We start from the raw sequence: 13,553 nt of genomic DNA on the forward strand, positions 1-13,553 counted from the left end.
GTACATCAATTAGTGAAAGGTTGTTATGATTTCCGAAAAGCCTGCTGCGAAGCGCATTCAATCGGGTGGTTGTGCTATTCACTGTCAAGATTGCAGTATTAGCCAACTGTGTATCCCTTTTACCTTGAATGAGTCTGAGCTCGACCAGCTTGATCAGATCATCGAGCGTAAAAAACCGATTCAGAAAGGTCAGGAGCTTTTTAAAGCTGGTGACGAACTGAGATCTCTTTACGCTATTCGTTCTGGTACGATTAAAAGCTACACCATCACTGAACAAGGTGATGAGCAGATCACCGCATTCCATTTAGCGGGCGATTTGGTGGGTTTTGATGCCATCACGGAGGATCAACACCCAAGCTTTGCTCAAGCACTAGAAACTTCTATGGTGTGTGAAATACCATATGAGATTTTGGATGACCTATCAGGTAAAATGCCGAAACTTCGCCAACAAATCATGCGGTTAATGAGTAGCGAAATCAAAGGCGATCAGGAGATGATCCTGTTACTTTCGAAGAAAAATGCCGAGGAACGTCTTGCTGCATTTTTATATAACCTTTCAACTCGCTTTTCTCAACGCGGTTTTAGCCCTCGTGAGTTTCGTCTCACCATGACTCGTGGTGATATTGGTAACTACCTCGGGTTGACTGTTGAAACCATCAGCCGATTGTTAGGTCGCTTCCAAAAATCAGAGATCCTGAGCGTAAAAGGGAAATACATTACGATTCTCAATCATGCTGAGCTAATGGAACTTGCTGGCGTATCTAAAGAATCTAAATAACATCAATGATGTAGCTCATAATGAGCTACATCATACTTCTTAGAAATACCCTCTCTTTTTGCTAAAACTCTGTTCATAACTAAGCTAAAGTAAAGCTAATAGACCTCCTCACTGAACAAGGAGTTTCCCATGAGCATTTACAGCAAAATTCTTGTCGTGGCCGACATCAACCATGATGAACAACCCGCTTTAGCTCGCGCAATGCAACTCGCGCAAAAAAGCACTTCAACTAGTCACGTGACTTTCTTCCTGTCGATTTATGATTTCTCTTATGACATGACATCCATGCTCTCTCTTGAAGAACGCGACGCCATGCGTAAAGGAGTTATTCACCAGAGAGAACAATGGATGCGCTCAATCGCTGAACCTTATGTTGATCAATCCGTTCAGTTTGAAATTAAGGTCGTATGGCACAACAGGCCTTACGAGGCGATTATTGGAGAAATCTTTGCTGGCGAGCATGACATCCTTATCAAAGCCACACGCAAACATGACATGTTAGAGTCGGTTATTTTTACTCCAACTGACTGGCATTTAATGCGCAAATGCCCAACCCCTGTATTGTTAGTAAAAAATGCTGATTGGCCAGAAAACGCCAACATTATTGCTTCAGTGCATGTGGGATCTGAAGTCGATACACACATTGATTTGAATGATCGAATGGTTGATCAATTAATCAACCTTAGCCAGCGTCTTGGAGCAAACCCATATCTTGTTAACGCATACCCTGTTACCCCCGCGAACATAACTATTGAGCTGCCTGAGTTTGACCCAACCACTTATACTGATGCCGTCCGCGGTCACCATCTTACAGCGATGAAAGCACTACGCCAGAAACATGGTTTAAGTGAAGAACAGACGATTGTTCAGCAAGGGTTGCCTGAAGATGTTATTCCTGATGCGGCTAAACAACTCAACGCAGCAATGGTAATTTTAGGTACCACAGGTAGAACTGGGCTTTCGGCCGTGTTTATCGGCAATACTGCCGAACATGTTATTGATAAAATTAACTGTGATGTACTCGCACTAAAGCCTAATGGCTATGTAAGCCCACTCGACCCGCAAACCGCAATCTAAGTCTTACGTGTTTGATCCCTGTCCTATAGGCAGGGATTTTTTATCCCTGCATGCTATAAATCTGGCATCTCTTGCATTTATCCGTATCATACGCACTTCATTTTGTTTTGAGATTTAAGATAGCAAGCAATGACAGCGCAAACTCAAGAGTTGACCAAAGCTCAACAATACAATTTTAACAAATTGCAAAAGCGTATTCGTCGTAATACCGGTCAAGCAATTGCTGACTTCAATATGATTGAAGATGGTGATCGCATTATGGTGTGTCTGTCCGGTGGAAAAGATAGCTTTACCATGCTGGAAATTTTGATGAGCCTGCAAAAAAGTGCCCCCATCTCTTTTGAACTCATCGCCGTCAATCTTGATCAAAAGCAACCAGGATTTCCAGCTCACGTGCTACCAGAGTATTTGGAAAGCTTAGGTGTTGAATACAAAATCGTTGAAGAAGATACCTATTCGATCGTGCAAGACAAAGTTCCAGAAGGCAAAACGACTTGCGCACTTTGCTCTCGCCTGCGTCGCGGTATTTTATATCGTACGGCCAAAGAACTGGGGGCAACTAAGATTGCTCTTGGCCACCATCGTGATGATATTCTGGAGACCTTGTTCCTGAACATGTTCTACGGCGGAAAAATGAAAGGCATGCCGCCTAAATTGGTATCCGACAATGGCGAGCACGTTGTAATTCGTCCACTAGCTTATTGCCGTGAAAAAGACATCATTAAATACGCAGACATGCGCGGCTACCCGATCATTCCATGTAACCTGTGTGGCTCACAGCCTAACTTACAGCGCCAAGCGGTAAAAATGATGCTCAACGACTGGGATAAACGCTTTCCCGGCCGCATTGAAACCATGTTCAGAGCAATGCAAAACGTGGTGCCAAGCCATCTAGCTGACTTCTCTTTGTTCGATTTTAAATCGATTGATAAAAACTCTGGCGTCATTAATGGCGGCGATATTGGCTTTGATAAAGAAGAAATTGCACCGCAAGTCGTGGAAGATGAAGACTTAGTGATGGAGTTTGACCCATCACTCCAGTTAAATGTCACCAATCTCTAACAGAAAGTCCGACTAATAACAAAGGCTGCCTAAAGGCAGCCTTTGTTTTATGTACGCTAGAAAATATGCTTTTATTTTTTCGCCTTCGGTAAATATGGCAGTACTCGTAAAGTGGGGGCTGGTAATTCCATCCAACCCTCTGGACCAATTTGAGATAGAGCTACTTGGGCTTTGTGATTCACAATCGCCACCGTTTGCCCGTTACTCAAGGTAATAACCCCTTCTGTTTCTGGTGAAAACTCCAACGTGACACCTTCAACTGCCGGAGTAAACCAACTTGCAAACATACCACCTAGTTGTTCAAGCATAGCTTGCATTTGTGGTAACAATACTTGCACTTCTTGGTAAGCGACTTTGCCTTCGAACGGCTTTTTAGCCATCACTACCATAGAAAAATCACAGCGCTTATCTTGAGGTGTATCAACAAAAACCAGAGGGTTCGCTTGTCGCAGATTGTTATCCAATGGGACTAAAAGTTCATAGCCAGGCCCTGTTTTCAACGCTTCATAATGCTCTTCTTTTTCCATCCACGCTTTTTCAATCACGCAGTTTTGTTTACTTTGTGCATCAATGAAGAAAATACCCATTTTCACATCAGGATGATCTTCTTTCGTGTTACTTTTCATTTGAGAGAATAACTTGCTGTAGGTAAACATATATTGTTGAGCCACAGCAGGGACACTTAGGCTTAAAAACAAAGGAGCAAGTAGGAGGTAAGATTTTGATTTCATTTTAATTATTATTCCAATAGGATTGATTTGCCGCCATCATAGCTTGTAAATCTTTTACGTAGGATTCACCACGCTCTGAGTATTTCAATAGACCATTACTCATCGCTTTAGCACTGTCATCACTTGCGGGGTTGAGCTTCTTCTGGCGAAGTTGAAAACGAATATCACGTAGTTCTCGATATGCAGCGTTTCGATTCACATTCATAAAATAGCCCTGAATCGAATCTTGAACGCTATCAAATTTAGCAACTTCATGAAACGCACCTTCAGTCCGTTCCAAGGGTACTAATCCACATCCAGAGCTATAGCACCACTGTCCAAAATAGTTATTACCCTCTCTGGCGAACCTTGATGTCCCCCATGCCGATTCATTTGCTGCTTGTGTGAGTACCAAAGCTTCAGGGATAACATCGACTCGATGTAGCATCTCTTGTAACCATGCTGCATCCACATTACCTTGGTTTAACTCTAGCGAATATAAGCTCGCCAAGCGCTGAGCTTGCGCTAGATTATTGGAGGAGAGTTGACTATCTACAAAGTCTTTTTTAATCCGCTTGAGAATTGCCCTTTCTTGTAAAATGCGAGAGTTCTCGTACATCACGCCAGGTTTTAGGTAATTAAAGAAAGCTTGTTTCCTTTCTGAAATGTCACTCATGGCTGTAAAGTCAGGTGCAATGCCCACAACTTCACCTCTTAGTAATGGCAGTTTTGTCCTTTTCGGTTTTTCGAAACGGTAAACGCCAAAAATAGCAATGGCAACAATCATCAGCCAAACAAGTCCAATACTTACCTTTTTATGCATCAAAAACTCCAGAGGATTGATTGTGGTTATCCTGATCGTCCTTGGGGTGATCTGTAGCAATAATTTTCAAACGAATACCAAACATATTGCGATAAATGATCCCTTTCACATGGAAGAAGAAAGGTAAAAATAGCACCAGTCCGATTCCATATAGAAATACAGACATGATAAATAGCACCATTAATACTGAATAAATAGCAATCAATGAAAAAATCTTCTTATTCACAGCTCTTAACGAAAGTAGTAACGATTGCATCGGTGGTACTTTCTTTTCACAGATAAGTAGCAATGAGTTACTAAAAGCAATCGAAAGATACATGGAGAGGAATGGTAGAATCATCCCTGCCACACCTTGTAACATTAAACTAAATAAAGTGGCTAAAATAACCGGGATGGTGAATTGTAGCCCTTTACTCATATGACGAGTTTGCGTTCTGAGCCCTGCAGCGTGGCTCATCGCCATCAAGCTGATGCCTGCATAAATAGGAGCACTGATCACTTCATAACTAAAGTTCGCAATAAACATCGCTTGGACTAAGCCGTCAGGTACAGTCCCACCTTGTTCAAAAACCGATAAAATTACCGAGAGATCACCAATCTGCAATTTGAAAGCCAAATAGAAAATCGCTAATTGCACGAAAATGAGCACAAAAATAGCCGGAGTAAAGTTAATAAAGTGTTTTACCGTCATGCCCCATGCCTCTTTCAAGACATCACCGACTTTTAACTCATAACTTCCCGATAGTGCTTTGTCTACCGAGCCGCCAAGATTGAACTCTCTTTCGATATCGTTATTCATAAAATGCCCTAGTTCGGTCGAATGCGCGGATAACGTCACGCTTCGACATGAAAATTGTGTTCATTATACTGAAATGCAGCTCAGGCTAAAATCTGATTACCAATCTCATCTTGCATTATTGTCGATATGATTGATAATTAACCGCTTGATAGCATTAAGAGTTAAGCAAAATCAGCATGCTAGACAAAATAGAATAAAACTGGCAAAAATTTTTCTGTTTCAAGGTAAGAAAAAGACTTTGAAATCGTGCTCTTGGTGTTTATGATGCGCCCCTTATTTTTGTTTAACTACAGGTCCAACAAGTAGAATTGTCTACAGGCCGAGGTGGGAGAAATACAGACGTTGAACGAACAACATTCAGTAGGAAAGCCAGTCATTCGTCTATCTGGCATTAGCAAAAGTTTCGATGGTAAGGAAATCATTGGTAACCTCAATCTTGATGTGAATCATGGTGAATTCTTAACTATCCTAGGCCCATCAGGCTGTGGCAAGACAACTGTGTTAAGAATGATTGCCGGTTTTGAAACTGCAGATCAAGGTCAGATTCTGCTAGATGATCAAGACGTTACTCAAGTTCCTGCTGAACAACGACACGTCAATACGGTCTTCCAAAGCTATGCTCTCTTCCCTCACATGACTGTGTTCGATAACGTTGCTTTTGGTTTGCGCATGCAAAAAGTACCTCAAAGCGAAATCGAGCCTCGTGTTATGGAAGCATTACGCATGGTGCGCCTTGCCGAAATGGCACAACGTAAACCGCATCAACTTTCTGGTGGCCAGCAACAGCGTATCGCTATTGCGCGCGCAGTGGTTAACAAACCTAAAGTACTGCTCCTTGACGAATCGCTCTCAGCTTTGGATTACAAATTGCGTAAACAAATGCAGAGCGAACTTAAACAGCTTCAACGCCAATTAGGCATTACCTTTATCTTCGTCACTCACGATCAAGAAGAAGCATTGTCAATGTCAGACCGCATCATCGTTATGCGATCAGGAAAAATTGAACAAGACGGCTCTCCTCGTGAAATCTACGAAGACCCCAAAAATCTCTTTGTTGCTCGTTTTATCGGCGAAATCAACGTCTTCCAAGCAACGACTATCGATCGTATCGACGAAAAACGCATCCGCGTTGACATCGAAGGTATCGAGTCGATTGTTTACTATGAAGATGAAGTGAAGGCTGGTGACAAGCTGCAAGTGCTCCTCCGTCCTGAAGACTTACGTATCGAAGAAATCAAAGAGTCAGAAGAAAAAGGTATTGTGGGTCACGTGACTGACCGCACCTACAAAGGCATGACTCTGGAATCAGTGGTTGAACTGGAATCCGGTATGTGCGTGATGGTTAGCGAATTCTTCAACGAAGATGATCCAGATGTGGATCACTCTATCGGGCAGAAGGTTGCCATCACTTGGGTTGAAAGCTGGGAGGTAGTACTCAATGATGAGCAAAAAGCTTAATCTGCAAAATGCAATTATTACCTTAATTGTCAGTTGGTTAGTGCTATTTGTACTGTTCCCAAACCTGATGATTATTGGTACCAGTTTTCTGACTCGTGATGAAGCAAACTTGATTAAGTTTGTATTCACCTTTGAGAACTATACACGTTTGCTTGATCCGCTGTACGGCAAAGTGATGCTGCACTCGTTTTACATGGCGATTGTCGCAACCTTGATCTGCCTCGTGATTGGTTACCCATTTGCGTACATTGTAGCCAAGATGCCAGTTAAATGGCGTCCATTTATGCTGTTTTTGATTATTGTTCCTTTCTGGACCAACTCACTCATTCGCACCTATGGTTTAAAAATCGTACTCGGCACGCAAGGCATTCTGAACCAAGCGTTAATATCACTCGGTCTGATTGATGCCCCATTACGCATTATGTTCACCGAAACAGCCGTAATGATCGGTCTGGTTTACATTTTGTTGCCATTTATGATCCTGCCACTCTACTCTGCCATCGAAAAATTGGATGGCACTTATATTGAAGCGGCGCGCGATCTTGGAGCCAATAAATTCCAGACTTTGGTTCGTGTAATTTTACCTCTGACGATGCCCGGCATCATCGGTGGTTGTTTACTGGTTTTACTTCCAGCACTCGGTATGTTCTACATCGCTGACCTACTTGGTGGTGCGAAAAACTTACTTATCGGTAACGTAATTAAGAGCCAAGTCCTTAACGCCCGTGACTGGCCGTTTGGTGCGGCAACGAGCATTGCCTTGACATTGGCCATGGCCATCATGCTGTACGCCTACTACCGTGCAGGTAAACTATTGAATAAGAAGGTGGAGCTAGACTAATGGGACGTTCAATTAGATTTAGCTTTATGAGTTTGGTGTACTTATTTTTGTACCTACCAATTATTGTTTTGATTGCAAACTCATTTAACGAAAACAAGTTTGGTATCAAATGGGGTGGCTTCACCACCAAGTGGTACCACGCTCTCATGAATAACGACAGTTTAATGCAAGCGGCTTGGCACTCGATCAACGTCGCGGTTTTTTCAGCTACTGCAGCAACCCTGATCGGCAGCTTGACGGCCGTTGCCCTCTTCCGTTACCAGTTCAAAGGTAAAAAGGTGGTGAGTGGCATGCTGTTTGTCGTCATGATGTCACCCGATATCGTCATGGCAATTTCGCTGCTTGCTCTGTTCTTAGTATTAGGCGCCAAGCTCGGCTTTTTTACACTGCTGATTGCTCATATCACCTTTTGCTTACCATTCGTTGTGGTAACCGTATACAGCCGTCTCAATGGCTTTGATGTGAAAATGCTTGAAGCAGCAAAAGATCTTGGAGCCGGAGAATGGGTTATACTGAAGAAGATCATTCTGCCTCTGGCAAAACCAGCGGTAGCGGCTGGCTGGTTACTTAGCTTTACCCTATCGTTGGATGACGTGATTATCAGTTCGTTTGTGACTGGTCCAACCTACGAAATTTTGCCATTAAAGATATATTCAATGGTCAAAGTAGGTATTTCACCAGAAGTTAACGCACTGGCAACGGTGATGTTAGTGGTTTCATTAACTCTTGTGGTTATTTCACAGCTGTTAGCAAGAGAAAAAATGAAGTAAAATCCACGTCCGTTTGGAAACACGCGAAACAGAATGATGGAAATCATTCTGTTTTTCTTTGCAACGCCCATAAGGGCAACGTTTAGTTTGGAGCTAACGTCGATGAAAAAACTGGCTACTTTTTTAGCAGGTAGCGCATGTGCGCTTTCTCTGTTGTCTGGCACAGCGGCAGCGGAAGATAAGGAACTGGTGTTCATGAACTGGGGTCCGTATATCAATAGCGGTATCCTAGAGCAATTCACCAAGGAAACAGGAATCAAAGTTATTTACTCAACTTATGAGTCGAATGAAACTTTGTATGCAAAACTCAAAACGCACAATGAAGGTTATGACCTGGTAGTTCCATCTACCTACTTCGTTGCAAAAATGCGTGATGAAGGGATGCTACAAAAAATCGATAAATCTAAATTGAGTAACTTCAAAAACTTAGATTCTAACTACCTAGATAAACCTTATGATCCAAACAACGATTACTCAATTCCACACGTTGTTGCTATCACTGGTCTAGCTGTTAATACCGACATGTATGATCCTAATGACTTCCAAAGCTGGGGTGACCTATGGAAGCCTGAGCTAAAAGGTCAACTGATGTTGATGGATGATACGCGTGAAGTATTCCACATCGCTCTGCGCAAGTTAGGTTACTCTGGTAACTCAACAGACGATAAACAGATCGATGAAGCGTATGCAGAACTGCGAAAACTGATGCCAAACGTGCTGGTTTTCAACTCTGATAACCCTGCAGCGCCTTACCTTTCAGGTGAAGTTGGCCTAGGTATGCTGTGGAATGGCTCTGCTGCTGCCGCACAAAAAGAAGGTCTACCGATCAAATTGGTATTCCCGAAAGAAGGCGGTATCGGTTGGGTTGACAACTTTGCGATCTCTTCTGGCGCGAAAAATGTTGATGCTGCACACAAAATGATCGACTTCTTGCTACGTCCTGAAATTGCAGAGCAAATTTCACGTGACACGGGCTACCTGACAGGTGTTAAGGCATCAAACGACAAGTTTAAAGATGTTGCACCACTGTTCCCATCTCAAGAAGATCTGGATCGTGTTGAATGGCAATCTGCCGTAGGCGATAAGACTGTGAAGTACGAAGAGTATTTCATGAAGTTGAAAGCCGGCCAATAAAGTCGCAGAAAAGCATCAAATAGGCAGCATTTGCTGCCTATTTTTTTTTATCTTGTTATACTCCCCCTCCATCGCCTAGTTAGGTTCTTTCTATACACTATGGGAACGTAATGAAAAATAAACTGTTTGCGAGTGCTCTGTGCGCAGCAGCATTGTTCACCACCAATGCAATGGCTAAAGACCAAGAACTTTACTTCTACAACTGGTCTGAATATATCCCGAGCGAAGTCCTAGAAGACTTTACCAAAGAAACTGGAATCAAGGTGATCTACTCCACCTATGAATCCAACGAAAGTATGTATGCCAAGCTTAAAACGCAGGGCTCCGGTTATGATCTCGTAGTTCCTTCCACTTACTTTGTCTCTAAAATGCGCAAAGAAGGAATGCTACAAGAGATTGATCATTCGAAACTTTCTCACTATCAAGACCTCGACCCAAACTATCTCAACAAACCTTTTGACCCCGGCAATAAATATTCGATTCCTTATATTTGGGGGGCGACTGGCATCGGTATTAATACTGACATGCTTGATAAGAAGTCACTCAAAAACTGGGGAGACCTGTGGGATCCTAAATGGGCAGGTCAGCTAATGCTGATGGATGACTCACGTGAAGTCTTCCATATCGCTTTAAGCAAACTGGGTTACTCACCTAATTCAACCAACCCTAAAGAAATTAAAGCAGCCTATCGTGAGTTGAAAAAACTGATGCCAAACGTATTGGTATTTAACTCGGATTTCCCAGCCAACCCATACTTAGCCGGTGAAGTATCACTCGGTATGTTATGGAATGGTTCGGCTTATATGGCGCGCCAAGAAGGTGCACCGATCGAGATAATTTGGCCAGAGAAAGGGGCCATTTTCTGGATGGATAGTATCTCCATTCCGACGGGAGCAAAAAACGTAGAAGCCGCGCATAAAATGATCGACTTTTTATTGCGGCCAGAAAATGCTGCAAAAATCGCTTTAGAAATCGGTTATCCAACACCAGTCAAAACGGCAAATAATCTCTTACCTAAAGAGTTTGCTAATGACCCCAATATTTATCCACCTCAATCAGTTATGGATAGCGGTGAATGGCAAGATGAAGTGGGCGAAGCAAGTGTCATCTATGATGAATACTTTCAAAAACTCAAAGTGAATGACTAGTCTCGTACCTAAAACGCTCACCACTGTAAAAACGGTGGTTTAGGGATGACAATAAAAAAGCCACCATGGGTGGCTTTTTTATTTTTTACTTCCAGCTATAGGCCTATTTCTTCTGAAAGCGATTTAATCTGTTCCAAATCCATTTGATGGACACGAATCATCTGATCAATTTGGCTAATACGGGAATTGGCTTCATCCTGTTTATCACAAGAATCCGATTTCGCATCCCACGATTTTCCTTCAAGGTAGATATCACACTCTTTCTTCAGCACCTTGATTTTCGGAACTAGTGAATCACGTTCTTTTTGCAATTCTTCTAATTCCTGTTTGATTTTTAACTCACGTTGGAAAAGTTCTCGAGAACGTTCCAGCATAGTCGCTTGTATATCAGTTTGACGGTTAAGTTCATTGTTATGTGTATTGGCAAGCTCCAGAGCCATTTTCTGTTCATTCAACTGCTGCTCAAGATCGAGGTTGTGTTTCTCAAGCTCTGCCACATACTTATCACGCTGCACCGATTCTGTTTGCCACTCTTCCCGCTGCTTAGCTAAGGCCTGATCCATTTTGATCTGCCATTGCTCATCATTGTTCTGCTCTGTTACTTCGGCCGCTTTCACAACTTCTGTTTTCGAATTTTGCAACTGTTCAAGCTGATTCTGCAGCGCGTCATACGACGCCTCCCAGCGACTGGTTGTCACAGATGAACCGATCAGTCCACCCAATGCAATACCTAATGCCGCAGCAATCGCAATATAAAGATAACCTTGCTTATCTCTTCGTTCGATAACAACAACTTCTTCGTTGTCGTCAAACTCATTGTGTTTGTTCACGCTTCGCTCCTTTTGCGTCAGCGAATCAATTCTGAAATCACCAAGAAGGTGGTGTATAAAGCGAAGGTCGCCAAAATGGCGATGACAACCCCCTTCTGCAATTTTTCGTTGGTGCGATAGCGAATCAATACAAACGCTAATGCAATCAACAACGTTATAGCAATCAATCTCACCATATCACCTCTCCTGGCGCACTTATCTTATACCACTTATACGCAGTTTATCGTCAGAGAAAAGTGGTTTCCTAAGTAGAGTTGGACAAGAGTTAGTCAGACAGCATCTTTTGTTGGTGACATCACATTTTCTTTTCGCTAGTATCCGCCTTGCAAATCGTTTTATTCAAGACGATTGTTCCGTTGAAGACTGCAGGAGAGTGGTTGTTAACCAGGTTTTAACATCTGAGCCAAATAACCCGCCGAAGAAGTAAATCTTTCAGGTGCATTATTCTTAGCCATTTATTGGCAACGAATAAGCGAGGACTGTAGTTGGAGGAACCTCTGGAGAGAACCGTTTAATCGGTCGCCGAAGGAGCAAGCTCTGCGCATATGCAGAGTGAAACTCTCAGGCAAAAGGACAGAGGAGTGAAAGGCCAATCTTTTAGTGAGCTCGCTAGAGCTCTGCTGTGCATTTTTCGCACCCTTTCTCTCTTCTCCTTATGTTTATTTTTTAAGGGGAAATCATGAATAACCTGCAATCTTTTCTGCAAACTGTTGATAGTTTAGTGTGGGGTCCACCACTGTTAATTCTTCTGGTCGGCACCGGTGTCTATTTCACCTTCCGCTTGGGCTTACTGCAATTTCGACGCCTGCCGACGGCTTTAGCTATGGTATTTGGCCGCGAAAAATCTGCAGACAAACAAGGTGATGTATCAAGCTTCGCCGCATTGTGTACTGCTCTTTCTGCCACCATTGGTACAGGAAACATCGTAGGTGTTGCGACCGCAATCAAACTCGGCGGCCCAGGTGCCCTGTTCTGGATGTGGCTCGCCGCCCTGTTTGGCATGGCAACCAAATACGCAGAATGTTTACTCGCAGTGAAATATCGCCAAGTGGATGACAAAGGGCAAATGGTCGGCGGGCCAATGTACTACCTGCGTGATGGTGTGGGTTCAAAAACACTGGCAGTATTATTTGCAGTGTTTGCCGTAGGGGTTGCCTGCTTCGGTATTGGTACTTTCCCACAAGTGAACGCGATCTTAGATGCCACTCAAATCTCTTTTGGCGTCCCTCGTGAAGCCTCTGCGGTGGTACTGACCATACTGGTTGCCATTGTCACTATCGGTGGTATTCAATCCATCGCGAAAGTGGCAGGAAAAGTGGTTCCTGCGATGGCGCTGTTTTACATTGTCGCCTGCTTAAGTGTGATTGTTACCAACGCGGACAAACTCGCAGACGCCGTGGAATTGGTGCTGGTATCCGCGTTCACCTCGACTGCTGCGACAGGTGGATTCTTAGGTGCGAGCATTATGCTCGCGATTCAATCGGGTATTGCTCGCGGCGTGTTCTCCAATGAATCTGGCTTAGGCAGTGCGCCTATGGCTGCGGCGGCGGCGAAAACTGACTCCTGCGTTGAACAAGGTCTTATCTCTATGACGGGGACCTTCTTCGATACCATCATCATCTGTACGATGACTGGCTTGGCTCTCATTCTAACGGGCGCTTGGCAAAGCGATCTTTCCGGTGCAGCGATGACCACCTACGCCTTTGCCACAGGCTTAAATGCACAAACTATCGGTCCGATGCTGGTTTCGATTGGTTTGATGTTCTTCGCCTTTACGACCATTTTGGGTTGGAACTACTACGGCGAACGCTGCATGGTGTTCTTATTCGGAACCAAAGCGGTACTACCTTACAAAATCGTCTTTATTGGCTTGATTGCCTCAGGCGCATTCCTGCACCTCGATTTGATTTGGATTATCGCCGACATTGTAAATGGTTTAATGGCCATTCCGAATCTTATTGGCCTTGTTGCCTTACGCCATGTGGTCGTGGAAGAAACGAAGCAGTATTTTGCCGCGCGTTATCAATACACCGAAGCCGAAGCCCAAGTTCAATAATACCTAGTCGGTCTAAGCACAAAGAAAAAGCGCCCAACGGCGCTTTTTCTACTTTTAAACCTTTATT

Annotated in this window: 14 protein-coding genes and 1 riboswitch; of the genes, 9 read left to right on the forward strand and 5 right to left on the reverse strand. The window is 43.5% G+C overall.

Annotated features, from left to right (window positions below):
• Positions 1 to 25: 25 nt before the first annotated feature.
• The 3 genes from EPB59_RS05900 (at position 26) to ttcA (ending at position 2,917) form a co-directional block, all read left to right on the forward strand.
• Positions 26 to 778 (forward strand): FNR family transcription factor, encoded by a 753-nt coding sequence (locus EPB59_RS05900; protein WP_000622577.1) that lies wholly within the window; start codon positions 26 to 28, stop codon positions 776 to 778.
• Positions 779 to 907: 129 nt separating this feature from the next.
• Positions 908 to 1,855 (forward strand): universal stress protein UspE, encoded by a 948-nt coding sequence (uspE, locus tag EPB59_RS05905; RefSeq protein WP_154171822.1) that lies wholly within the window; start codon positions 908 to 910, stop codon positions 1,853 to 1,855.
• Positions 1,856 to 1,984: 129 nt separating this feature from the next.
• Positions 1,985 to 2,917: a tRNA 2-thiocytidine(32) synthetase TtcA gene (ttcA, locus tag EPB59_RS05910; RefSeq protein ID WP_154171823.1), complete on the forward strand. Its 933-nt coding sequence runs from the start codon at positions 1,985 to 1,987 to the stop codon at positions 2,915 to 2,917.
• A gap of 71 nt (positions 2,918 to 2,988) precedes the next feature.
• Here the strand turns inward: ttcA and EPB59_RS05915 are convergent, their stop codons facing one another.
• Genes EPB59_RS05915 through EPB59_RS05925 form a run of 3 tightly spaced genes read right to left on the reverse strand, consistent with a single transcriptional unit; the run spans position 2,989 to position 5,249 of the window.
• On the reverse strand, positions 2,989 to 3,648 hold the full coding sequence (locus EPB59_RS05915) for a DUF2987 domain-containing protein (protein WP_055050765.1): 660 nt from the start codon (positions 3,646 to 3,648) through the stop codon (positions 2,989 to 2,991).
• A 1-nt stretch (position 3,649) separates the two neighbouring features.
• Complete coding sequence (locus EPB59_RS05920; protein ID WP_195707070.1) at positions 3,650 to 4,450, reverse strand: glucosaminidase domain-containing protein; 801 nt, start codon at positions 4,448 to 4,450, stop codon at positions 3,650 to 3,652.
• On the reverse strand, positions 4,443 to 5,249 hold the full coding sequence (locus tag EPB59_RS05925) for a hypothetical protein (RefSeq protein WP_195707071.1): 807 nt from the start codon (positions 5,247 to 5,249) through the stop codon (positions 4,443 to 4,445). The genes EPB59_RS05920 and EPB59_RS05925 overlap by 8 nt, the downstream gene beginning before the upstream one ends.
• A 324-nt stretch (positions 5,250 to 5,573) precedes the next feature.
• On the opposite strand from EPB59_RS05925, the gene potA reads away from it, so the two are divergent.
• From potA to EPB59_RS05950, 5 genes are all read left to right on the forward strand, one after another.
• Positions 5,574 to 6,707, forward strand: coding sequence for a spermidine/putrescine ABC transporter ATP-binding protein PotA (gene potA / locus EPB59_RS05930; protein ID WP_154171826.1), 1,134 nt, complete (start codon positions 5,574 to 5,576; stop codon positions 6,705 to 6,707).
• Positions 6,691 to 7,548 carry a spermidine/putrescine ABC transporter permease PotB gene (potB, locus tag EPB59_RS05935; RefSeq protein ID WP_195707097.1) on the forward strand — a complete coding sequence of 286 codons (858 nt, stop codon included), beginning with the start codon at positions 6,691 to 6,693 and terminating at the stop codon, positions 7,546 to 7,548. The genes potA and potB overlap by 17 nt, the downstream gene beginning before the upstream one ends.
• Positions 7,548 to 8,318 carry a spermidine/putrescine ABC transporter permease PotC gene (gene potC / locus EPB59_RS05940; protein ID WP_055028955.1) on the forward strand — a complete coding sequence of 257 codons (771 nt, stop codon included), beginning with the start codon at positions 7,548 to 7,550 and terminating at the stop codon, positions 8,316 to 8,318. Before potB ends, potC begins: the two co-directional genes overlap by 1 nt.
• Before the next feature lie 102 nt (positions 8,319 to 8,420).
• Positions 8,421 to 9,452: an extracellular solute-binding protein gene (locus EPB59_RS05945; protein ID WP_055028956.1), complete on the forward strand. Its 1,032-nt coding sequence runs from the start codon at positions 8,421 to 8,423 to the stop codon at positions 9,450 to 9,452.
• A gap of 110 nt (positions 9,453 to 9,562) precedes the next feature.
• Positions 9,563 to 10,600, forward strand: a complete 1,038-nt coding sequence (locus EPB59_RS05950; RefSeq protein WP_055050760.1) for an extracellular solute-binding protein — start codon at positions 9,563 to 9,565, stop codon at positions 10,598 to 10,600.
• A gap of 95 nt (positions 10,601 to 10,695) precedes the next feature.
• Here the strand turns inward: EPB59_RS05950 and EPB59_RS05955 are convergent, their stop codons facing one another.
• Both EPB59_RS05955 and EPB59_RS05960 read right to left on the reverse strand, forming a co-directional pair.
• Positions 10,696 to 11,430 (reverse strand): chromosome partitioning protein ParA, encoded by a 735-nt coding sequence (locus EPB59_RS05955; RefSeq protein ID WP_154171827.1) that lies wholly within the window; start codon positions 11,428 to 11,430, stop codon positions 10,696 to 10,698.
• A gap of 17 nt (positions 11,431 to 11,447) precedes the next feature.
• Entirely contained in the window at positions 11,448 to 11,606 is a 159-nt protein-coding gene (locus EPB59_RS05960) for a hypothetical protein (protein ID WP_095477840.1), read from the reverse strand.
• A 311-nt stretch (positions 11,607 to 11,917) separates the two neighbouring features.
• Positions 11,918 to 12,017, forward strand: a riboswitch (glycine riboswitch).
• Positions 12,018 to 12,109: 92 nt separating this feature from the next.
• Here EPB59_RS05960 and EPB59_RS05965 point away from each other — a divergent pair.
• Complete coding sequence (locus EPB59_RS05965) at positions 12,110 to 13,486, forward strand: alanine/glycine:cation symporter family protein (RefSeq protein WP_154171828.1); 1,377 nt, start codon at positions 12,110 to 12,112, stop codon at positions 13,484 to 13,486.
• Positions 13,487 to 13,553 lie beyond the last annotated feature (67 nt).

The sequence above is a fragment of the Vibrio metoecus genome (genome assembly GCF_009665255.1).
Lineage (GTDB): Bacteria > Pseudomonadota > Gammaproteobacteria > Enterobacterales > Vibrionaceae > Vibrio > Vibrio metoecus_B.

What these genes read in the sequence shown, in the direction of transcription:
- EPB59_RS05900 (WP_000622577.1), top strand. Translation starts at nt 26, where the DNA reads ATGATTTCCGAAAAGCCTGCTGCGAAGCGCATTCAATCGGGTGGTTGT.
- ttcA (WP_154171823.1), top strand. Translation starts at nt 1,985, where the DNA reads ATGACAGCGCAAACTCAAGAGTTGACCAAAGCTCAACAATACAATTTT.
- EPB59_RS05965 (WP_154171828.1), top strand. Translation starts at nt 12,110, where the DNA reads ATGAATAACCTGCAATCTTTTCTGCAAACTGTTGATAGTTTAGTGTGG.
- uspE (WP_154171822.1), top strand. Translation starts at nt 908, where the DNA reads ATGAGCATTTACAGCAAAATTCTTGTCGTGGCCGACATCAACCATGAT.
- EPB59_RS05920 (WP_195707070.1), bottom strand. Translation starts at nt 4,450, where the DNA reads ATGCATAAAAAGGTAAGTATTGGACTTGTTTGGCTGATGATTGTTGCC.
- potB (WP_195707097.1), top strand. Translation starts at nt 6,691, where the DNA reads ATGAGCAAAAAGCTTAATCTGCAAAATGCAATTATTACCTTAATTGTC.
- EPB59_RS05960 (WP_095477840.1), bottom strand. Translation starts at nt 11,606, where the DNA reads ATGGTGAGATTGATTGCTATAACGTTGTTGATTGCATTAGCGTTTGTA.
- EPB59_RS05915 (WP_055050765.1), bottom strand. Translation starts at nt 3,648, where the DNA reads ATGAAATCAAAATCTTACCTCCTACTTGCTCCTTTGTTTTTAAGCCTA.
- EPB59_RS05950 (WP_055050760.1), top strand. Translation starts at nt 9,563, where the DNA reads ATGAAAAATAAACTGTTTGCGAGTGCTCTGTGCGCAGCAGCATTGTTC.
- EPB59_RS05945 (WP_055028956.1), top strand. Translation starts at nt 8,421, where the DNA reads ATGAAAAAACTGGCTACTTTTTTAGCAGGTAGCGCATGTGCGCTTTCT.
- potC (WP_055028955.1), top strand. Translation starts at nt 7,548, where the DNA reads ATGGGACGTTCAATTAGATTTAGCTTTATGAGTTTGGTGTACTTATTT.
- EPB59_RS05925 (WP_195707071.1), bottom strand. Translation starts at nt 5,249, where the DNA reads ATGAATAACGATATCGAAAGAGAGTTCAATCTTGGCGGCTCGGTAGAC.